Annotated in this window: 21 protein-coding genes and 1 pseudogene; 11 read left to right on the forward strand and 11 right to left on the reverse strand. The window is 68.6% G+C overall.

The annotated features are described in order from the left end of the window. Positions 1–28 precede the first annotated feature (28 nt). From ACH46_RS10750 to ACH46_RS10765, 4 genes and pseudogenes are all read left to right on the forward strand, one after another. Positions 29–538, forward strand: coding sequence for a VOC family protein (locus ACH46_RS10750; protein WP_062392890.1), 510 nt, complete (start codon positions 29–31; stop codon positions 536–538). A 1-nt stretch (position 539) separates the two neighbouring features. After that, positions 540–1,178 (forward strand): alpha/beta hydrolase, encoded by a 639-nt coding sequence (locus ACH46_RS10755; RefSeq protein WP_062392891.1) that lies wholly within the window; start codon positions 540–542, stop codon positions 1,176–1,178. Further along, positions 1,175–1,947: pseudogene (locus ACH46_RS10760) on the forward strand (pirin family protein). Before ACH46_RS10755 ends, ACH46_RS10760 begins: the two are co-directional and overlap by 4 nt. Before the next feature lie 24 nt (positions 1,948–1,971). Continuing rightward, positions 1,972–3,018, forward strand: coding sequence for a maleylacetate reductase (locus ACH46_RS10765; protein ID WP_062392892.1), 1,047 nt, complete (start codon positions 1,972–1,974; stop codon positions 3,016–3,018). Here the strand turns inward: ACH46_RS10765 and speB are convergent. Continuing rightward, positions 2,987–3,970 (reverse strand): agmatinase, encoded by a 984-nt coding sequence (gene speB, locus ACH46_RS10770; protein WP_062392893.1) that lies wholly within the window; start codon positions 3,968–3,970, stop codon positions 2,987–2,989. The genes ACH46_RS10765 and speB overlap by 32 nt on opposite strands. 157 nt (positions 3,971–4,127) lie before the next feature. On the opposite strand from speB, the gene ACH46_RS10775 reads away from it, so the two are divergent. From ACH46_RS10775 to ACH46_RS10785, 3 genes are read left to right on the forward strand one after another with little or no spacing between them, the layout of a single operon-like run. Beyond that, positions 4,128–4,637, forward strand: a complete 510-nt coding sequence (locus ACH46_RS10775; protein WP_226995582.1) for a hypothetical protein — start codon at positions 4,128–4,130, stop codon at positions 4,635–4,637. A gap of 26 nt (positions 4,638–4,663) precedes the next feature. Further along, positions 4,664–5,518 (forward strand): nitrilase-related carbon-nitrogen hydrolase, encoded by an 855-nt coding sequence (locus tag ACH46_RS10780; RefSeq protein ID WP_062392894.1) that lies wholly within the window; start codon positions 4,664–4,666, stop codon positions 5,516–5,518. Positions 5,519–5,538: 20 nt separating this feature from the next. Then, positions 5,539–7,200, forward strand: coding sequence for a flavin monoamine oxidase family protein (locus ACH46_RS10785; RefSeq protein ID WP_062395263.1), 1,662 nt, complete (start codon positions 5,539–5,541; stop codon positions 7,198–7,200). Positions 7,201–7,231: 31 nt separating this feature from the next. On the opposite strand, the gene ACH46_RS10790 is transcribed toward ACH46_RS10785, so the two are convergent. Beyond that, a complete protein-coding gene (locus ACH46_RS10790) occupies positions 7,232–7,813 on the reverse strand; it encodes a TetR/AcrR family transcriptional regulator (RefSeq protein WP_162234640.1) in 582 nt (193 codons plus the stop codon). A 98-nt stretch (positions 7,814–7,911) separates the two neighbouring features. Here ACH46_RS10790 and ACH46_RS10795 point away from each other — a divergent pair, with 98 nt between their 5' ends. The 4 genes from ACH46_RS10795 to ACH46_RS10810 all read left to right on the forward strand — a co-directional run bounded on the left by ACH46_RS10795 (position 7,912) and on the right by ACH46_RS10810 (position 11,941). After that, positions 7,912–8,646, forward strand: coding sequence for a hypothetical protein (locus tag ACH46_RS10795; RefSeq protein ID WP_062392896.1), 735 nt, complete (start codon positions 7,912–7,914; stop codon positions 8,644–8,646). A gap of 63 nt (positions 8,647–8,709) precedes the next feature. Then, complete coding sequence (locus ACH46_RS10800; RefSeq protein ID WP_062392897.1) at positions 8,710–10,071, forward strand: YhgE/Pip domain-containing protein; 1,362 nt, start codon at positions 8,710–8,712, stop codon at positions 10,069–10,071. Between the two features lie 103 nt (positions 10,072–10,174). Next, complete coding sequence (locus ACH46_RS10805; RefSeq protein ID WP_157851039.1) at positions 10,175–10,882, forward strand: hypothetical protein; 708 nt, start codon at positions 10,175–10,177, stop codon at positions 10,880–10,882. Positions 10,883–11,326: 444 nt separating this feature from the next. Next, complete coding sequence (locus ACH46_RS10810; protein WP_062392899.1) at positions 11,327–11,941, forward strand: DUF4822 domain-containing protein; 615 nt, start codon at positions 11,327–11,329, stop codon at positions 11,939–11,941. Positions 11,942–12,068: 127 nt separating this feature from the next. Here ACH46_RS10810 and ACH46_RS10815 read toward each other — a convergent pair whose 3' ends face one another. The 9 genes from ACH46_RS10815 to ACH46_RS10855 form a co-directional block, all read right to left on the reverse strand. Then, entirely contained in the window at positions 12,069–12,719 is a 651-nt protein-coding gene (locus ACH46_RS10815; RefSeq protein ID WP_062392900.1) for a response regulator, read from the reverse strand. A 2-nt stretch (positions 12,720–12,721) separates the two neighbouring features. Continuing rightward, entirely contained in the window at positions 12,722–13,936 is a 1,215-nt protein-coding gene (locus ACH46_RS10820; protein WP_062392901.1) for a sensor histidine kinase, read from the reverse strand. A gap of 8 nt (positions 13,937–13,944) precedes the next feature. Next, positions 13,945–14,886 (reverse strand): oxidoreductase, encoded by a 942-nt coding sequence (locus ACH46_RS10825; RefSeq protein WP_062395265.1) that lies wholly within the window; start codon positions 14,884–14,886, stop codon positions 13,945–13,947. Then, a complete protein-coding gene (locus tag ACH46_RS10830; protein WP_157851040.1) occupies positions 14,873–15,553 on the reverse strand; it encodes a TetR/AcrR family transcriptional regulator in 681 nt (226 codons plus the stop codon). Before ACH46_RS10830 ends, ACH46_RS10825 begins: the two co-directional genes overlap by 14 nt. Then, positions 15,550–16,125 carry a DUF3159 domain-containing protein gene (locus ACH46_RS10835; RefSeq protein WP_062392903.1) on the reverse strand — a complete coding sequence of 192 codons (576 nt, stop codon included), beginning with the start codon at positions 16,123–16,125 and terminating at the stop codon, positions 15,550–15,552. The genes ACH46_RS10830 and ACH46_RS10835 overlap by 4 nt, the downstream gene beginning before the upstream one ends. 137 nt (positions 16,126–16,262) lie before the next feature. Then, complete coding sequence (locus tag ACH46_RS10840) at positions 16,263–16,736, reverse strand: DinB family protein (RefSeq protein WP_062392904.1); 474 nt, start codon at positions 16,734–16,736, stop codon at positions 16,263–16,265. Positions 16,737–16,827: 91 nt separating this feature from the next. Further along, complete coding sequence (locus ACH46_RS21960; protein ID WP_062392905.1) at positions 16,828–17,283, reverse strand: DinB family protein; 456 nt, start codon at positions 17,281–17,283, stop codon at positions 16,828–16,830. A 158-nt stretch (positions 17,284–17,441) separates the two neighbouring features. Further along, the gene (locus ACH46_RS10850) at positions 17,442–17,933 is read right to left on the reverse strand and encodes an SRPBCC family protein (protein ID WP_062392906.1); all 492 of its coding nucleotides are present in this window, start codon (positions 17,931–17,933) and stop codon (positions 17,442–17,444) included. 236 nt (positions 17,934–18,169) lie between these two features. After that, on the reverse strand, positions 18,170–19,636 hold the full coding sequence (locus ACH46_RS10855; RefSeq protein ID WP_062395267.1) for an HNH endonuclease signature motif containing protein: 1,467 nt from the start codon (positions 19,634–19,636) through the stop codon (positions 18,170–18,172). Positions 19,637–19,755: the final 119 nt, after the last annotated feature.

The following is a 19,755-nucleotide window of genomic DNA, read 5'->3' on the forward strand; positions in this document are numbered from 1 at the left end:
CGGATAGAGCCCGAGATCAGGAGTCGACATGTCCACCACCGAAGAACAGCAGCGGTCCCGCGAGTTCGCCGCCCAACGCGACACTCTGCGTGAGCAGTACCTGCAACCGGCCGAGAGCCGCCCGGCGTCGTCGGCCCGCGGCCTGCATCACACAGCCCTCGTCAGCAGCGATGTGGAAGCCACGATCCGCTTCTACCAGGGGATCCTCGAGTTCCCCTTGACCGAGCTGATCGAGAACCGCGACTACCCGGGGTCGTCGCACTTCTTCTTCGACATCGGCAACGGCAACCTGCTGGCCTTCTTCGACTTCCCGGGCCTCGACGTCGGCCCCTACCAGGAGGTTCTGGGCGGACTGCACCACGTCGCGATCAGCGTGGAACCATCCCGATGGGAAATCCTTCGCGAAAAGCTGACCGCCGCCGGCGTCGAGCTGGTGGAGCACAGCGAGGTGTCGCTGTACTTCCGCGACCCCGACGGTGCCCGCATCGAACTCATCGCCGACCCGCTCGGCGAGATGTACGGCGACAAGGTCCTCTGACATGGTGGGATCGTCGGACGCGACGCGCCCGCACAGCTGGCGCCCCGGCACGTCGCCGACCCTCCTGGCGTTGCACGGCACGGGCGGCGACGAACGCAGCCTCCTGCCGCTCGCCGAGCGGATCGCTCCCGACGCCGCCGTCCTCGCCCCGCGCGGAACGGTGCGGGAGGGCGACTTGAACCGGCACTTCCGGCGTCACGCCGAGGGCGTGCTCGACGCCGAGAACCTGTACGCGCAGACCGACGCGCTGGCTGACTTCCTCCGTTCGTTCGGCGCCGACCACGGCGTGGTGCCGGGGGAGGTGATCGCCGTCGGCTTCTCGAACGGCGCCAACATCGCCACCTCGCTGCTGGCCCGGCACCGCGACCTGATCCGTGCCGCGATCCTGATCGGCGCGATGCCGATACCGCTCGAGGTGCCGCTCGCAGCGGAGGCTCTCGCCGGACTGCCGGTCGCGATCGTCAACGGCGACGTCGACGAACTCGTCTCGCCCGCCGACACCGCCGCCCTCCATTCCCTGCTCGCGGACGCCGGCGCCACCGTCACTGTCCTCGACCACCGCGGCGGACACGAGATCCCCGAGACACGACTCGACGACCTCGCCGCCTTCATCACGACCTCGAAGGAGCCGCTCCGATGAGCACCGACACCATCGACATCCGCCGCGCAGACGACCGACTCACGACGAAGATCGGGTGGCTCGACTCCAAGCACTCGTTCTCGTTCGGCCACCACTACAACCCGACCAACACCCGGCACGGGCTGCTCCTGGTCAACAACGACGACATCGTCACGCCGGGGATGGGCTTCGACCCCACCCGCACCAGGACATGGAGATCATCACCTGGGTCCTGCAGGGATCGCTGGTCCACCAGGACTCGATGGGGAACTCCGGCGTCATCTATCCCGGGCTCGCACAGCGGATGAGTGCGGGCACCGGCATTCTGCACTCGGAGAAGAACGACTCCTGGCGGCTCGATTCCGCGCCGTCGCAGCACGCCGACCGGCACGACGAGCCGGTCCGGTTCATCCAGATGTGGGTGCTTCCGGACGAAGCCGGGATCACGCCGAGCTATGAGCAGTTGGAGATCGACCACGAGCTGCTCAGTGGGGGACTGGTTCCGGTCGCGTCCGGCATGCCGCAGCACGCCGACCACGCCGCCATCCGGATCAAGAACCAGTGCGCGATCATGCGCGTCGCGCGGATGCAGGCCGGACAGCAGCCGGTGACCGTGCCGGACGCCCCCTTCGTCCACCTGTTCGTCGCGCGCGGCGACGTCGAGATGGAAGGCGCGGGACGCCTGCACGAGGGTGACGCCGTACGGTTGCACGGTGGCGGTCAGCGACTGACCACCGACTCCGCGGCCGAGGTCATCGTGTGGGAGATGCACGCGACCATCGCGGACTGACAACGCACCGAGGAGCGGACCGTCATGGAGACCTTCACCTACACCGCCCACCCGTCCCGGATCGTCTTCGGCAGCGGGACCGTGGCGCACCTGCCCGCCGAGGTCGATCGCCTCGGCGGCAGCCGCGCACTGCTGATCGCGAGCGACCGGCACCGCGCTCCGGTGGCGGCCGCACTCGGCGATCGCGTCGTCGCGGACTTCGCCGACGCCGCCATGCACACGCCGGTCGACGTCACCGACCGCGCGCTGATCCTGGCTCAGGACCGCGGCGTCGACATCGTCGTCGCGGTCGGCGGCGGGAGCGCCGTCGGACTGTCGAAGGCACTCGCTGCCCGCGCCGGGTACCCGCAGGCCGTGGTGCCGACGACGTACGCGGGGTCCGAGGTGACGCCGGTTCTCGGCGAGACCGAGAACGGCGTCAAGACCACGCGTTCCGGACCGGAGATCCTGCCCGAGACCGTCGTCTACGACGTCGACCTGACCCGCGGACTGCCCGCCGGGCTCACCGTCGTCAGCGCCGTCAACGCGCTCGCGCACGCGGTCGAGGCGCTGTACAGTCGCGATGCGAATCCGGCGACGAGTGCGGTGGCGGTGGAGGCTGTCGAACGGCTCTCGCGCGGGGTGCGCACGGTGAGCGTGGCTCCCACGGACCTGGACGGTCGTACCGATCTGCTGGTCGGCGCCTGGCTGGCGGGAACCTGCCTGGCGAGCGCCGGAATGGGCCTGCACCACAAGCTCTGTCACGTCCTGGGCGGCAGCTTCGGGATGCCGCACGCGCCGACCCACACCGTGATCCTCCCGCACGCGATGCGCTACAACGCCGAGGCCGCGCCCGCCGCGATGGCACGGGTGGCGGCGGCGCTCGGCGTCGACGACGCGCCCCGCGGTGTCTTCGACCTCGTGACAGCGGTGGACGGCCCCACCGGCCTCACTCAGTTCGGCTTCACCGCCGACGACGTCCCGCGTGCCGTGGAGATCGCGATGCGGCAGCAGTACCCGAACCCGGCCGCGTTGACATCCGAGGGGTTGACCCGCCTGCTCACGAACGCGGTCGAGGGTCGCCGACCCTGACCGCCATCACCGCGAGGAGCTCGTAGACGATGTGGGCGGCGGCGATGCCGGTCACTTCGGCGTGGTCGTAGGCGGGGGAGACCTCGACGACGTCGGCACCCAGCAGGTTCAGCCCGGCCAACCTCCGCAGGGTGCCGAGGAGTTCGCGGGAGCTCAGGCCTCCGGCCTCGGGTGTCCCGGTTCCGGGCGCGAACGCCGGATCGAGCACGTCTACGTCGACCGAGACGTACACCGGGCCGTCGCCGACTCGCCTGCGTAGCGTCTCGGCGACGCCCGCGACGCCGTCGGTCTCGTAGTCGTCGGCGGTGATGACGCGGAAGCCGAGAATGGCATCGTCGCGCAGGTCGTGCTCGGAGTACAGAGGTCCGCGGGTGCCGACGTGGACGCAGCGTCGCAGGTCGAGCAGCCCTTCTTCACTGGCGCGCCGAAACGGCGTGCCGTGGGTGAAGGGCGCACCGAAGTACGTGTCCCATGTGTCGAGGTGGGCGTCGAAGTGGATCACGGCCACGGGTCCGACGTCCGCGGCGACGGCCCGCAGGATCGGCAGGGCGACGGTGTGGTCGCCGCCGAGCGTGATCACCCGCATCCCTCGGCGGCGCAGCGCGACGACCCCCGACTCGATCGTGGCGAGCGCCTCCGGGATGTCGAAGGGATTGAGGGCGAGATCGCCGGCGTCGACCACCTGGTGCACTGCGAATGGTGACACGCCGAGCCCCGGGTGGAACGGACGCAGGAGCTTCGACGACGCCCGAATGTGTCCGGGGCCGAAGCGGGCGCCCGGTCGGTACGACGTGCCCGCGTCGAACGGCATGCCCAGGATCGCGATCCCGCCCTCCAGAGCCGTCTGGTCGACCTCGTCGATCCTCGGCAGCCGCGCGAAGGTGGCGGGGCCAGCGAACCGTGGGATCACCGTGGCGTCGACCGGACCGACCGGCGTGTCGTGATCGGACATCTCGCGACCTCCTGACCCGGATGACCTGCTCCCTCGATTGTGCACCGAGGCCGGTCCGTCGTCGTCCGAAACGGGCTCCCGACAGCCGTCGGTTCTGCTGAGATGGAGGTGGCCTCGCTGCCCGAGACCGCCGCCGATTGGAATCGAGGAAGTACCAATGAATCTGAAGCCCAGCGCCGCGAATCTTCGCCGTGTTCCGATCCGAGTCGCCGCCGGCGCGTTCATCCTCAATTCCGGCATCGGCAAGCTCTCACTCGACACGGAGAGCGCCGCCGGGATGCAGGGTATGGCCGCGGGAGCGATTCCCCCGGTCGGGCTGCTCCCTCCGGCAGTTTTCGGGAAGGCCCTGGCCGGTTCCGAGATCGCGCTCGGCGCAGCGCTGTTGACTCCGGTGGTCCCGGCCGCCGCCGCGGGTGCCGGGTTGGTTGCGTTCAGCGCCGGCTTGTTGACGATGTACGCGCGCACGCCCGGCATGCACGAGGAGGGTTCGCTGCGCCCCACTCAGCAGGGCACCGCCATCGCCAAGGACTCGTGGCTGCTCGGGATCGGGACCAGCCTGCTCGTGGACGCGAGCCTGTCGGGCGAGGGACTCATCAAGCTGGTCCGCAGCCGGTTCGGCACGAAGGGCGACGACGGCTTCGACATCGACGGAGAGGTCGTCGAGTAGCACCTGCTCCATCGCGGAGGTGACCGATGCGGATCGCGATGTTCCAGGGCCCGGCGGCGTCGGATGTCGCCGGGTCACTGGACGAGGTCGCCGCGGCTGCCGCCGACGCCGCCGCCCGGGGTGCGGAGATCCTGGTGTGCGCCGAACTGACGTGCACCGGTTACCGCGAGCACCGGACCGCCGAGCCGCGTCCCGATGACGGCCCCCGCGGACCGATCGCGACGGCGATGGCGCAGGCCGCCCGCGACGCCGGACTCGCCATCGCTTACGGCTACTCCGAGCTCGACCAGACCGACGACGTCCTCCTGCACAACTCGGTCGCCGTCATCGGTCGCGGCGGTGACGTCCTCGCGCACTATCGGAAGACCCATTTGTACCGACCGACCGGCGGCGCGGACGGCTCTCCCGACGATCGCCCCTTCGTTCCCGGTACCGACCTGGTGGTGCAGTTCCCGCTCGGCGGACTGACGTGCGGCGTCCTGATCTGCTACGACGTCGAGTTCCCTGAGGCGGTCCGGGCTCACGCCCTGGCGGGGACCGATTGGCTGCTGGTTCCGACCGCGCTCGCACACCCGGACACGCAGGTCGCCACCGTCCTGGTCCCGGCCCGCGCCATCGAGAGTCAGATGTTCGTCACGTACGTGAATCGGGTGGGCACCGAACACCGAGACGACGCCGGGAACCGCGACGGGGGCGGCGCTCCCGTCGTCTATTGCGGACTGAGCTGCACCGTCGGTCCCGACGGGGTGGAATTGTCCCGCGCGGGCGACGTACCGGTCGTGCTGGTGACCGACCTGGATCCCGAGAGGCTCGCCGCGTCTCGTCGCCGCAATCCGTACCTTCGCGACCGGCGGGTGGACCTGTACCGAGGGCCGTCGTGAGCGACCCGGCAGCGATCTCGATGATCGGGCCCGACTTCCCGTTCCCGTACGACGATTTCCGTGGCCACCCGGCCGGGCTCGGCTCGATCCCGAACGCCGCACGCGGCACACCCATCGCCGTGATCGGCGCGGGCCTGTCGGGGACGGTCGTCGCCTACGAACTCGCTCGGATGGGGCTGCGGCCGGTGGTCTACGAGGCCGAGGAGATCGGCGGACGGATGCGGTCTTCGTCGTTCGACGGGCATCCCGGCACCGTCGCCGAGATGGGCGCGATGCGCTTCCCGTCGTCGTCCACCACGCTGTTCGGGTATCTCGACGAGATGGGCCTGCGCACCGTTCCGTTCCCGAACCCGCTCGCCGCGGCCACGCCCGACACGGTCATCGACTTGAAGGGGATCACCGTTCACGGACGTACGCTGGACGATCTCCCCGAGGTGTTCGCTCGCGTCGCCCGCGCATGGGACGCGACCCTGGAGGACGGCGCGGACATCACCGCACTCCGGACGGCGCTTCGTGCCCGCGACACCGGCGCCGTCGCCGCACTGTGGCATCGGCTGGTGCAGCGGTACGACGACACCAGCTTCTACCGATTCCTCGCCGACTCGCCACACCTGCGGTCGTTCGCCGATCGCGAGCTGTTCGGCCAGGTCGGCTTCGGCACCGGCGGGTGGGACACCGACTTCTCGAACTCGATCCTCGAGGTCCTCCGCGTGGTCGCGACCGCCGCCGACGAGGATCACCGCGGCATCGTCGGCGGATGCCGGCGGTTGCCGCGCGCCCTGTGGTCGCACCCGCTGCGCAGCGCCGTCGGCCGCCCGGCCGGCGCCTCCGTGGCGGGGCTCCACGACGGCGGCGTTCCTCGACCGGCCGTCACCGACATCGCCCGGAGTCCTTCCGGCAGCATCACCATCACCGATGCGACGGGGGAGACCGCCGAGTACCCCGCCGTCGTGAACACCGCGCCGGTCTGGTTGCTGCTCAGCACCATTCGCTGCGACGAGAGCCTGTTCGACGCCCTCCACTGGAGTGCCATTGAGCGCACCCACTACATGGGGTCGAGCAAGGTGTTCGTCCTCGTCGACCGACCGTTCTGGCGCGATCGGGAGCCGCGCACCGGGCGCTACCCGATGAGCATGACGCTCACCGACCGGATGCCGCGCGGGGTGTATCTGATGGACGGTGCACTCAGCGGCACCGACTCCGAGGACGGTGGAGACGACGGTCCGGCCGTGATCTGCCTGTCGTACACGTGGACCGACGACTCGCTGAAACTTCTTCCGCTCGACGCCACCGAACGGATGGAACTGATGCTGACTTCGCTGAGCAGGATCTATCCCGATCTCGACCTCCGCAGCCGCATCATCGCGCCGCCGCTGACCGTGTCGTGGGAGACCGAACGGAACTTCATGGGCGCCTTCCGCGCCAACCTTCCGGGCCACTACCGCTACCAGGAGCGGCTGTTCACCCACTTCATGCAGGACGATTTCGAGGCGCCGCACCGCGGCATCTTCCTTGCGGGCGACGACATCTCCTGGACCGCGGGGTGGGCCGAGGGCGCGGTCCAGACCGCTCTGAATGCGGTGTGGGGCGTGATGCACCATTTGGGCGGAGCCTGTTGGCCGGACAACCCGGGTCCGGGAGACCGGTTCGCGGAGCTGCGCCCGCTCAGGTTGCCGGACTGAAACCACCGACCCCGCTTCGCTCGTGCCGCCCTCAGCGGACCGTGGCGAGCACCGATGCAATGGAAGATTCGACGAAGTCGTCGTCGATCTCCCGATATCCGAACAGCGCCCGCATGTAGGCGGGGCCGACCAGCGACTCGATGAGGCGGAGGCCGTCCGTGTCCGGGGGGAGTTCGCCACGCGCGATCGCACGCTCGACGATCACCGATGACGCCGCGAATCGCTGCTGGAAGAAGGCGTTTCGCGCATGCCGGGCCGCATCACCCTCCGCGACCACCGCACTGCGCACCACGCGAAGAACCTCGGGGCGTGCCAGCAGCTCGGTGACCTGAGTCAGCAGCAGTCGCAGATCTTCCACCAGGGAACCCGTGTCGGGAATCGGGTTGCCCCGAGCGGCGAGCCGCAGGAGAGCGGCTGCAGCCAAGTCGCCGACGGTCGGCCATCGACGGTAAACGGTCGTCTCGGCGACACCGGCCGCCTGCGCCACCGCGCGGATGGTGAGACCCGAGTAGCCGGCGTCGAGCAGGACTGCCAGGGCCGCGCCCTCGACCTGGTCTTGGACACGCGCCGACCTGCCACCCGTCCGTCGCGCGGGTCGTTCAGGATCGGTCACGTCCGCCACCTCCGTGCTGCCGGGCATCGCGCCGTTGACGACCCGCGCCCCGACACCTATCGTTCGTTAACGATAGACAGTCTAGCTTTAGGGAGACGATGGGGACAGCCGAGTCAGCGATCACCGCGATGATCGGCGGACGAACACACGCCCGCGCCGATGTCTTGAACTGGGAGAGTCGGCGCATCGACGCCGCCGCGAAGAAGCTCGGCGTCGCAGTCCCCACGTCGGGAGACCTCAACACCCGTCGGGAGGCCTGGCTGCACGCCAAGCGTTCACTCGGCGACGACGAGATCCTGCGCCGACTGCATCGCGACACCGCCGTCGCCGACGCACTGGCACGCTCCCAGGCACGCGTCAGCCGGCGGCGTCGCCTCTGCCTCACCGAACTCGTCGTCCCCGGCGCGGCGTCGACGGCGTTCACCGAATGGTTCACCGCGATCACCGTCGAGTCGAACCGCGACGAGATGGAACGCGCCTGCCCCGACCACTTCGTCCTCCGCACGGCCGACGGCATCCAGGAGGTGGTGGAGACGAACGGCGGAAGTCCGCTCGCCGCACGATTCACGATCGACTACGACGACGTCTCGAGCCTCGTCACACCGATCGACCCACTCTTCGCACACCGACTGGACGGCGTCGCCCGAGCATCCGACGGCACTCCGATCGGTGGAGTGCGGCACCAGTTCCGCGACACACCCGCAGGTGTCCACGCACGGCTCGTCATCGAGTTCCCGCTCCTGATGCTCCCGTCGGTCGTCCACGGGCATCGTTGGCACCTCGCGTGTGAGTTCTCGAACTGGTTCGAAGCATGTGCGGCCGCATCCCGGTAACCGACCGGCGCACCGTCTAACGTTCTGTCCAGCGCCATCAGAACCACTCACGGGAGCACTCGCATGACTGACACCGATCTCGACGACCGCCCGCCCGCCGAGCGAAGCCGACCCCTCCGGTCGTGGCGTTTCTGGGCCGGCCCGATCATCGTGGTCACGGTGGTGATGTCGGCGATGGCGGCGCTCTATCTGAGCAGCATCCTCGACCCGACGCGCAATCTGAACTCGTTCCCGATCGCCGTGGTCAACGAGGATGTGGGCGCGACGGACCCGGCGGGCAAGCATGTGAATCTCGCCGAGGAGATCACCAAGTCCGTCGACGCGAAGGTCGACGCCGACCAGGTGCAGTTGGAGTACCTGACGTGGGACGAGACCGTCGAACGAATGCGTGACGGCCGCCTGTACGGCGCCATCCGCGTCCCCGCCGACTTCAGCGCCAAGACGCTGGCGCTGGCGCAGGCGAGCCTGGTTCCCTCGACCACGCCGGCGCCGCAGCCTGAGATCACGGTGCTGACCAACCCGCGGTCGGCCACGATGGGCAGTTCGCTGGTCACCGCACTGAGCGGTGAGGTCCTCGCCGAGATGAACAAGAACGTCGGCGTCAAAGTCACCGAGTCGGTCAATCAAGCCGCCGCTCAACAGAATCCGCCCGCCCACATCACCGGCGTCACGGCGATCACGCTCGCGACCCCGATCAAGATCGTGCCCAAGCAGTTCGAGCCGCTGCCGCACGGGACCGGCCTCGGACTGTCGGCGTTCTACTTCGCACTCCTCGTGCTGCTCGGCGGCTTCACCGGCGCGATGCTCGTCAACACGCTGATCGACGGATCGCTCGGATTCATCGCGTCGGAGATCGGTCCCCGCATCGTGGTCCGTCGACCGCAGGGCTTCAACCGGATGGAGGTGCTCGTGATCAAATGGATCGTCATGGTGGGCACCGCGGTCGTCCTCTCGACTGCATACATCGGCGTCGCGAAAGCGCTCGACATGAACATCGACCATCCATGGATCCTGTGGGGCTACAGCATGCTCGCGATCTCCGCCGTCGGAGTCACCGCACTGTCGGTGGTGTCGGCCTTCGGTGGGATCGGCATGCTGATCAACATGTTCGTGTTCGTGTTCCTCGGGTTGCCGTCGGCCGGTGCGACCATCCCGTTGGAGGCGACGCCGCAGTTCTTCGCCTGGTTGTCGTCGTTCGAGCCGCTGCATCAGGTGTACGTCGGGATCCGCGCCATCGTGTTCTTTGACGCGCGCGGCGCCGCCGGGCTCAGTCATGCGATCGCGATGACCGCCATCGGCCTCGTCATCGGCGTCGCCATCGGTCTCGGCACGGCGTACTACTACGAGCGTCGCGGCCTGCCGCGGCTCGGACTGACCGAGTTGGCGAAAGACCCGGAGCCAGAAACCGAAGCCGTCGAGAGCTAGCGGGGAGGTTGTCCACAGGCGCTGACGTGGAGCGATATCCGGAATCGCAGAACTGTGGACAACGCGTTTTACGTGTTCTGTGATCTCGCTTACGGTCCTGCGCATGACATTCAACGCACAGCAAACCCAGACCTGGTCCGCGGCGAGCATGGACCGCCTCCGAGCCGAACTCCTCCGCGGCTATCAGCGGATCGAGCAGACTCTCGCCCCTGACTTCGATCACGGCACGCTGATGACGCAGACCATGCTCGACGGCGCACAGCTCGCGGTGGAACAGGCGCAACCGACGTGGATGTCCACGAGCACGGTCGCCACCGTCTCGGCGATGCTCGAGTCGCCGGCGCAGACCGACGCGTTGATCGCCGGCGGTCGACTCGGGTTCCTGGTCTTCGAAGAGCCGATCACCCTGACCACTCTGGGTGAGGCCGAACCCGACGGCGTGGCGCCGATGGACGGGCTGGTGTGGTGGGCCGCCGAGTTCGACGGGCACAGCTTCCGTCAGGACTCCGACGAGCCGAACATCGTCGTCGTGCACGGGCTCTCGACCCGCGTCAGCTCGGAGGCGCCGTGGGGTCCGTCCGTCTGGGAGGACTCCGAGCTCACCGATCTCGGCATGTTCCCGCTGCCGCTCGGCATGGAGATGACGCCGCCGACCGCCAAGCAGGACGATCTGGCCCCGGCGATCCAACTCCTGTTCGCGTACGGGCAGGCGATCGAGGCGGGTCGGGTGCTGTTCGCCGACGTCGACGGGGGATCGCCGCGACGGCCGACACCGCGCGAGGTGGCGGTGGTGCTGACCGACGAGGAATGACCGGACTCCTGGGTTGGAGCGCAGTGGCCTCGCCGGCACGATTCGCACCGTTGAAGATCGACTATGTCGACGAGAGGGAGTTCAACGGCGCTCCGGTCGTGGGATGAGCGGGTCCTACTGCTCGACGATGCGTCGTCGGTACAGTTTTCCGTTGTCGTCTCGGGGGAGCGCGGCGCGGATGAGGATCTCCCGCGGAAGCTTTACCGACTGCGGCCGCGTCCTCGACGTCGGGGTGGCTCAGCGCCGCGGCCTCGATCTCGACCGGATACACCTTGGTTGATCGGAACCGGTCGTCCGCCCGCAGACGCGACCGCGATCGAGATCTCGATGCTGTCGCGGCGAGGCCGCGCGCCCTGTGCGACAGGGGAGCGTCGGCCATCGGGGCGGTCAGAACTGGCCGATCGGATGATGCCCGCCCGTTCACCGCTCCATACCGTGAATGTCATGACACACAACGCATTCGCTCGCCGCGCCGCACTCGCCGTCCTGTCGGTCTCCGCCGCCGCAGGTGCCGTCCTGGCCGCCGCCCCGACCACCGCCGCGCCCGCGTTCGCGGCGCCGTCGATCTCGATCCCGTCGCCGTTCGCGCAGAAGCTGACGCCGTCGCAGTCCCTGGCCTCCACCCCGTGGAAGACCACCGGCGCCGTCGATCAGAACGGGAAGCGCGTCGCCCTCGACAACGCGGGCGTGTCGAACTTCGTGGGCTGGGCCTACTTCAAGGCCGACGGCACCTACACGATGTACAACCTCGACGACTCACCGAAGCTGAAGGGCGACTGGACCGTCAACGCCGACGGGTCCGAGCGGTGGATCAACGCCAAGGACGCCACCGGCAAGGTGCTGTTCGAGCGCGTCGTCCCGATCGTCGAGCTGACCAAGAACGTCTTCACCTACCGCGTGTACCCGAACGCCGCGGACACGAAGACCTACTTCGACATCATTCACACCAAGACCAACCACGTGGAGCCCGGCACCGACGCCAAGGGCCCCGGAGCCAACGGCGCGCAGGGCAACGACGGCAAGGGCGGCTACCACTTCAACAACGGCAACAAGCGCTGATTACCACTGACTGAGCTCCCTCCCGCTCAGGGCATGAACCGCCCACCCGACGATCGGTGCCGGCATCTCCTCGTGAGCTGTCGGCATCGGTCGTCTTCGGTAAGGGCGTTGTTCGGCGCGCGGGCCGTCACTCCACGCGGATGATCCGCTGCTCGATGGCCGCGGCGACCGCACCGGCTCGGGTGTCGACGCCCAGCTTGTCGTAGATGTGGGCCAGGTGCGCCTTGACGGTTCCTTCGGAGATGAACATGCTCTTGGCCAGATCCTTGTTGCCCATTCCTTGAGCCAGCAGTTCCAGGACCTCCACTTCGCGTTCGGTGATCGTCGGGCCGGGCCGACCACTTCGTCGCACCAGCGTCGAGGCGATCGCGGGGGAGAGCACCGTCTCGCCGCGTGCCGTTGCTCGAATCGCCGTGAGCAGTTCGTCGGCCGGCGCGTCCTTGAGCAGGTAGCCGCGCGCCCCGGCGTCGAGCGCACGGAGGATGTTGGACTCCGTCTGATAGGTGGTGAGGACCAGGATCTGCGGAATCGGGGCCGTGTTCGGCGCTCTGTGGAGTTCGGCGATGATCTGCGCTCCCGAATGCTCCGACGCTCCGAGGTTGAGGTCCATGAGGATGACGTCCGGCCGGTGCGTCCGGACCGCCCGAAGCGTCGACTCCAGATCGTCGGCCTCAGCGACCACCGACATGTCGTCCAACGCGTTGATCAGGGCCGCGAGTCCGGCGCGCACGATCGGGTGGTCGTCGACGAGCAGGATGCTGATCCGGGTGTCGTTCATTGTCACTGCTCCTCGTGGGGGACACCGATGGGGAACCAGACGGACACGGTGGTGCCGTCGCCGATCTCGGATTCGATCATCGCACCGCCGCCCAGGTCGACGACGCGGTCGCTGACGCCCTTCAGCCCCAGGCCTCGCTGTGAACGTCCGCCCGCCCTCGTCGATCCCGATTGGGCGGCGAGAACCCGATCGACGTCGAACCCCCGCCCGTCGTCACGGATGTCGAGGCGGACCTCGTCGTCGGTGTAGGTCAGGGTCATCATCACGCGATTCGCGCCCGCATGCTCCTGTGCGTTGGCCAGCGCTCCGCGCGCCGTCGCGACGAGGGCCGACGACAGGCGATGCGACAGCGGCACCGCCGTGCCGTCGACCCGCAGCGTCACCGTGGCCGGACCGTGCGACCTCTCGCCGACGTCGTCGAGCCGACGATGCAGTTCGGAGGGCGAGGTCAGCGTCGACGACTCGACGTCGGTGCTGAGGTCGTGGATGACGTGCCGGATCTCCTCGAGACCGCGGCGTGAGGCGTCGATCGCGGTGCGGACATTGTCGTGCGAGTCCTGAGGCTGCGTCTTCCAGCCGCGGTCCGCGACCTGCAGCAGCAGGTACACGCTCGAGAGGTCTTGTCCGACGGAGTCGTGGATGTCACGCGAGAGCCTCGCGCGTTCCCGCAGTGCGCCCGCTCGACGCTGCTCGGCGGCCAGGTCGTCTTGGGTCGCCACGAGCCGGTCGATGAGGTCGGCCCGCGCCTTCGACTCCCGGTCGAGGGCGCGGAACGCCATCACGGTGATGAGTGCGATGCCCAGCGGCCCGGCGATCAGTGCCGGGTCGAACGCGGAACTGATCCGGAGCCACGACGCCGTGATCACCACCATCAGAACGCTCACGCACGCGACCGCCCACCGGAACGGCAGCGTGCCCAGGACGGCGAAGGCCACCGGCACCGCACACCAGGCGAAGGACGGCGCGACCACGGTCAGGGCCGCGACGAGCGCCGCCAGTGTCACCGACCAGGCGGCGGGAACCCACGACCGCTCGGGCAGCCACGGGCGCACCCCGTAGCCCGCGACGAGAACGACCGCACCCAGGAGGATCAGGACCCCGACCGTCCCGAGCCCGTGCCGCAGCACGTAGCGCACCGAGCTCGTCACGACCAGCACGACCAGGACGACGAAAAGCCAGACATCGAGGCGTCGCACCGGCGCGAGCAGTGCTGTCATGTGGTCCCTCACGGATACTCCACCCTCGTGTGCGACTCCGCGAACGCCCACAGCCGTGCCCCGATCGCGGCGTCCCGAACAACCGGGCTGCTCGGAACCTGCACGGGCGCACCTGTCAGCTGGAAGGGCCCCGAGGGACCGAAGTAATCCCCGCCGACGGCGGACGGGTCGGTCGCCGCGCGCAGTATCGGAAGAGCACCCGCAGGCGCATCGTTGACGAACAGCCGCAGCACCGGCCACGTGAGTCTGCTGTGGAACGCGCGCTGGATGACCGCATTCCGTTCGCGCATCACGCCAGTCTTCGCCGCGCCCGGGTGCGCGGCCAGCGAGATCGCCGACGATCCGATCGCGGTGAACCGTCGGTCCAGTTCGCCGGCGAAGATCAGTTGCGCGAGCTTCGCCTCGGCGTAGGCGCGCATCGGCGAGCGCGTCGTCCCGACGCCGAGCGACGACGGATCGACGCCCCGGGTGCGGTGCGCCAGACTGCCGACGGTCACCACGCGCGCAGCCGGAGTCCGACGCACGACGTCGGCGAGGTGCCCGATGAGGGCGAAGTGGCCAAGGAACGTCGCAGCGAAGCCGAGTTCGATCCCGTCATCGTTCCTGACCACCTCGGTCGGGATGTAGCCGGCGTTCGCGACAACGAGGTCGACAGCCGAGTGACGTGCCATGACCCCGTCTGCGCACCGCCGGACGGACTCCGGATCGGCGAGGTCGAGTGGCACGACCGACACGTCCGCGCTCGGGTGGTCGGCGACGATGCTAGCGCGTGCGACCTCGGCGGTACCCGCGGTTCGACAGGCCATCACGACGGTTGCGCCCAGGCGCGCCAACCCGCGCGCCACTTCGAGTCCCAGCCCTGAGTTGGCGCCGGTCACGACGGCGACGCGTCCCGTCTGATCGGGTGCGTCGTCGAGCGTCCAGCGCTCGGTCGCATCAGGTCGCGGCACCGTGTTCTCCTCGCTGCGGCCGCACGGCTGCACGTCGATTGTCTCCTTCACCGAACCGGCCGTTGACAGAGGCCCGAGCACGAACGGGATCGTCGCCGAATCCGACGCACATCCGGTAGACGAGGTCTGCGGCGAGCGTATCGATCTGCGACGGCGGCAGGAGGTCGGTCGCCGCCAGCATCGCCGCGCCGTGGCACGCCGCCCAGATCTCTCCCGCCCACAGCGCAGGGGAGTAGTGGACGTCCGGGTGGAATCGGCCGACGGTCACGCACGCCTCGACGGCTGCGCGGAAGCGGTCGAAGACGCGTTCGGCCGGATCGTGCTCGTCGTCGGGTGGCTGATCGACGAACATCACGCGATAGCGCGACCGGTGGTCCGCTCCGTAGCGGATGTAGACCGCGCTGACCCCGGCGAGATCTGCGACCGGATCCTCGGTCACGTCGATCACGTCGAGCCGGTGCACGAGCGCGTCCAGTTCTCGGCGCCTGACGTGACGGTGGAGTTCGTCCATGCCACCGAAGTAGGTGTACACGGCGGTGGTCGACGTTCCCGCTTCCCGGGCGAGGCGGCGAGAGCTGAGCGCGTCGCGCCCCTCGGTTCCGAGGATGCGGACAGCCGCTTCGGACAGCGCCTCTCGGACGGCGGGGTCCAGTGCGCGCGGACTCATCGGACGCGCCTCGCGACGCGGATCGACCACACCCACACCGCTGCCGTCAGGCCCCAGAGCGGATAGTTCACGACAAGCCGTGCGGCAGCCATCGCGCCGACCGCGTCGAGCTCGTAGAACCAGATCTGCGTACCCGACCGGACGCCGAACGATGCGGCGGTGACCAGCGTCGCGATCGTGTACGCCCGCAGCGCTTCACGATTGTTCCGCCACGCCATCGACTGCCGATTCGCCGCACTCCACAGCACACCGGCGAGCGGTTGTCGGGCCACGACGGAGATGAGCAGCACCACGGCACAGATCAGGTAGCCCCAGATGTCCGGCAGGAAGTAGTCGCGGGCGTCGCCGGTCCACAGAGTCAGGGTCGACGACACCGCGACGCCGACCACGCCGCCGATCGCCGGGCGCAACGACTGTCCGCGGGCAGCGCGCACGGCGACGATCGACACCGCCGCCCCCAGAACCGCCAGAACCGCTGTGAGCACACCGAACACCTGGTGGGTCAGAACGAAGACGATCGACGGGACCGCGGACTGAACGAGGCCGGGAAGTCCACCGATCTGCTCCCACACAGGCGGTCGTGGCTGGGGATCACGACGTCGCCGCGAGCCGCCTCCGCGACCCGCCTCCGTGCGTTCAACGACCCCGCACTGATTCATACCACCGTTATATAACGCCGTTTCGTAACAGGCAAGGATGCGCGACGAACTCAGCGCGAGGCCACGATCTGCTCGACCAGGATGTCGGCGTGACCGGCGTGCCTCGCGAACTCCTCGACCATGTGCTGCAACACGTATCGCACACTCACCGGTTCGTCACGCGAGTTCATCAGCACATCGTCGGCGTCGAGTCCGGAAGCGATGCGCCGCGACTCGGCGCTCGCACGACGGAACTCGGCGATGACGTCGTCCAGACTCTCGGCGTCGTCGACCGCGTAGCTCGCCTCGCCGGGGTTCGCCGGGCCGTCGCACTCTGTGCGGCGATCGAGGAATCGTTGAAACCAGAAGCGTTCGGCGGCGGCCGCATGCTTGATCAAGCCGATCGGCGTGGTCGCGGACGCGACGAGGCGTCGCCGACTCTCCGCGTCGGACAGCCATTCCACGGAGGCGATCAACGCCTCGCGATTTCGGTCGATGATGGCGTCCAGAAGCTCGCGTTCCGACCCGCGATACATCTCTGGCATCGATGCTCCCTCCGGAACGGTCTGGGGTCTGCAGCGTACTAGTTTGCGATGCGATGTCCGCGCGAGACTTCTCACTCGGGGAGGTGACGAGTCACCGATCAGGCCACGTCGGCGACCGGCCAGACGCGATCAGGAGCATGTCGGCGGTAGCGCCGCGAACCTCCGTCGGCGGTCGGGCGTAGTGCCCGTCGCGTACCGCCTCGTCCGACGCGAGTCTCTGGATCGTCGCCAACGCTTGGGGAACCAACTCCGCCGGTATCGAATGCTCGAGCCCGGTCCCTCGCGCGACATCCCACGCATGAAGGAGGACATCGGCACAATTGATCGCCGCGGCCTCGTGTGCCTGGAAATCCCCGAACGGGAGGTGACAGACCCGAACAGGATCGACCGACGACCATGCGGCTCGACTCTCGAGGATCGTGGCACTCAGTGCAGCTCGTCGATCCACTGGACGACGCCTCTGGCCTCGCGGTGCGTCAGTCCTTCCAGCCGCGAACTGCGTGAACTTGTCGGTGACCGTCAGGACGTGGTCGACGACGTCGCCCACCGACCACTCTGCACACGGCGTGGCCCGACAGCATCAGCACCGACAGCTCCACCAACGCTTGATCGAGTGCGTGAGCGGCAGCAGCACACGTCACGGTCGGGGTCGGCGTCGGCCCGGCCTTCGCCGAGAGGGACCGGACGCCGGACCTCGTCCGCGAGTCAGCTCGTCTCGTCACGAACGTCTGCCCCATCCTCGGCGAACGCTTTGAAGTCCTCCATGTGCCGGCGTGACTGTTTGCGGAACACACTGGGGATGAGCAGTCCGAACAGTCGCATCACGAGTCCGTCGAATCGGAATTCGCTCTCACTTTCCCAGAGTGTTCTGTTCGGCCCGGCGTCGATGAGGCGGTCGCGTTGGGCCTGCCACATGCCCTGCGCTGCGATCTCGCGTTCGTAGCGCACTGCAGTGGTGGCGGGCGCTGGCTGCGGGTCGATGGGATCGACGCGAGTGACGGTCTCGGTCGCCTCCATCTGCTGCTTCCCGGTCTGGAAAACGACATGTGAGACGGCGCCGAGCTGTCCGTGCACGCCCTCGATCGGTTCGTGCGAGATCAGGCCGCGCAGCCACTTCGGCATCTGCGCCGGATCAGAGAGCAACTCGACCACCTTGTTGCGTGGCCTGTCGATCTCGATCGAGATGGTGTACTTCATCGGTCGACTCCTCCAGGAAGATGGAACGCGGTGGTGGCCTCGACCGTGACCGCAGTCTGATCTGGACCGTCGCTGGCATCAAGCCGATGATTCCAGAGTCTGCGGAACCAATACACCCACTCGTCGACCTCGTCGAGGGCGAAGGCGAGACGCTCAAGTGGCCACGGCTATAGAGACGCGAACCGAGCGAGATCGGCTGCGCGCATGCCTGTACCCCTGGCCGGTGTGGTTGCCGGTCAGGCGGTCAGGAGGCGGGTGAGGTAGGCCTCGACCCGGGAGTCCTCCGGGGCCGGTGGGGCGTGGGGCCCGAGGTCGGGCAGGAGTTCGGCGTGGTGGATCTGGTTGACCCGCCAGTCCCGGCGGGTGTCGGCCACCGGCCGCCACGCCACCCGCCCCACATCCGGGCCGTCGAGCAGGATCTGGGTTTCCCACTGGCCGACCTGGTGGCCGACCGAGCGGTTGTGCCGCCCGCACGCGGCACCGAGATTATCGATGTCGGTGGCACCACCGTCACGCCACTCGGTGAGGTGGTGCGCCTCGGTGCGGGCGAACGGCGCCGAGCATTCCGGGGCGGTGCACCCGCGGTCGCGGGCGAACAGCATCAACCGTTGATCCTGCGAGGCCAGGCGTCGTCCCCGCCCGAACCACAGGGCCTTACCGGTGGCGGCGGAGAACACCGCCAGGTGCGGCTGCACCGCACCGGCCACGTGCACCAACTCTCGGATCGGGAGGCGGGTGCCGGTCGCGGTGACCGCGACCCCGGCCCGCTGGGCGAGCTCCTTGTCGGTGACCGTCACGACCAGTTCGGTCGAGAGTTTGCCGGCCGGCACCCCGGAGGCGGCGTGCGCGGTCCGCAGGATCGCCAGCAGTGCGTCATGGTTGCGCTGACCCGCGGTGCGGGTGTCGCGCTCGGCCGCGGCGGCCAAAACCGCCGGGTCGGCCAGATCGGCGGCCCCGCGCGGGGACTCGGGATCATCCGGGTTATTCATCCCGGGTGCGGCCCATTGGCCGAGCATGACTTCCAGGTTGGCGCGCAGCTCGGGGCTGAGTTGGGCGCGGACCTTGCTCATCAACTGCCGGTCCTGCGGCATGAGGGTCAGGCCGCGGCGGCGGGCGCGGTCACGTTCGTCGGTGACCTGCCCGTCCGGATCCAGGTGCGCCAGCAGGCGGTGCCCGGCTTGCGCCACGCCCGCGGGGGACAAGTCGCGGGCGATGGCCGCCAACTGGGCCTCCGCCCGACCCCGAGTTTCGGCGTCGACCGCGGAAGGAATCCGGTCCATGACGGCCGCGATTTCCCGGACATGGCCGCCGCCGATGGCGCCGTCGGCGACCGCGGTGGCGGTGGCCGGCAACGCCGGGTCGAGGGTTGCTCCGGTGAGGGAGGAGAATTGGCCGATGGCTTCGGCGGCGATCCGGCGGCGTTTGGCTTCGCCGTCGCCGACCCGCAGGTGCTGGGCCAGGAACTGGTGCAGGGAGAACAGGCCGACCTTGCGGACCGCGTTGCGGTCGGAGATCTCCACCAGCAGGGCCGCATCGGCACCGTCGAGGCGACGGCGCGCCGACTCCATCACCTCGGCGGTGGTGACCAACTGGTCCTCGGTCACCGCGGCGAACGGAGCCGCCGCGAACTTGGCGGCCACCTGGTCCATCAGGGCGGCCAACGCGACCGGATCCTCCGGCAACTGAATGCTGTTTTCGTTCACGTCGACCACCTCCTCCCAAACAAATCCGGATCAGAACGCTTGTTCGAACGTTTGAATACACTGTATCGCGAGGCTCTGACAATTCCGGGAAACGGAATGCCGTGCAGGTCAGCGGAGGG

The organism is Gordonia phthalatica (assembly GCF_001305675.1).
Classification (GTDB): domain Bacteria; phylum Actinomycetota; class Actinomycetes; order Mycobacteriales; family Mycobacteriaceae; genus Gordonia; species Gordonia phthalatica.

Bases quoted from the DNA above. Each gene is read 5' to 3' on its own strand.
- ACH46_RS10750 (WP_062392890.1), top strand. From the start codon at position 29: ATGTCCACCACCGAAGAACAGCAGCGGTCCCGCGAGTTCGCCGCCCAA.
- ACH46_RS10755 (WP_062392891.1), top strand. From the start codon at position 540: ATGGTGGGATCGTCGGACGCGACGCGCCCGCACAGCTGGCGCCCCGGC.
- ACH46_RS10765 (WP_062392892.1), top strand. From the start codon at position 1,972: ATGGAGACCTTCACCTACACCGCCCACCCGTCCCGGATCGTCTTCGGC.
- speB (WP_062392893.1), bottom strand. From the start codon at position 3,970: ATGTCCGATCACGACACGCCGGTCGGTCCGGTCGACGCCACGGTGATC.
- ACH46_RS10775 (WP_226995582.1), top strand. From the start codon at position 4,128: ATGAATCTGAAGCCCAGCGCCGCGAATCTTCGCCGTGTTCCGATCCGA.
- ACH46_RS10780 (WP_062392894.1), top strand. From the start codon at position 4,664: ATGCGGATCGCGATGTTCCAGGGCCCGGCGGCGTCGGATGTCGCCGGG.
- ACH46_RS10785 (WP_062395263.1), top strand. From the start codon at position 5,539: ATGATCGGGCCCGACTTCCCGTTCCCGTACGACGATTTCCGTGGCCAC.
- ACH46_RS10795 (WP_062392896.1), top strand. From the start codon at position 7,912: ATGGGGACAGCCGAGTCAGCGATCACCGCGATGATCGGCGGACGAACA.
- ACH46_RS10800 (WP_062392897.1), top strand. From the start codon at position 8,710: ATGACTGACACCGATCTCGACGACCGCCCGCCCGCCGAGCGAAGCCGA.
- ACH46_RS10805 (WP_157851039.1), top strand. From the start codon at position 10,175: ATGACATTCAACGCACAGCAAACCCAGACCTGGTCCGCGGCGAGCATG.
- ACH46_RS10810 (WP_062392899.1), top strand. From the start codon at position 11,327: ATGACACACAACGCATTCGCTCGCCGCGCCGCACTCGCCGTCCTGTCG.
- ACH46_RS10815 (WP_062392900.1), bottom strand. From the start codon at position 12,719: ATGAACGACACCCGGATCAGCATCCTGCTCGTCGACGACCACCCGATC.
- ACH46_RS10820 (WP_062392901.1), bottom strand. From the start codon at position 13,936: ATGACAGCACTGCTCGCGCCGGTGCGACGCCTCGATGTCTGGCTTTTC.
- ACH46_RS10830 (WP_157851040.1), bottom strand. From the start codon at position 15,553: ATGAGTCCGCGCGCACTGGACCCCGCCGTCCGAGAGGCGCTGTCCGAA.
- ACH46_RS10840 (WP_062392904.1), bottom strand. From the start codon at position 16,736: ATGCCAGAGATGTATCGCGGGTCGGAACGCGAGCTTCTGGACGCCATC.
- ACH46_RS10850 (WP_062392906.1), bottom strand. From the start codon at position 17,933: ATGAAGTACACCATCTCGATCGAGATCGACAGGCCACGCAACAAGGTG.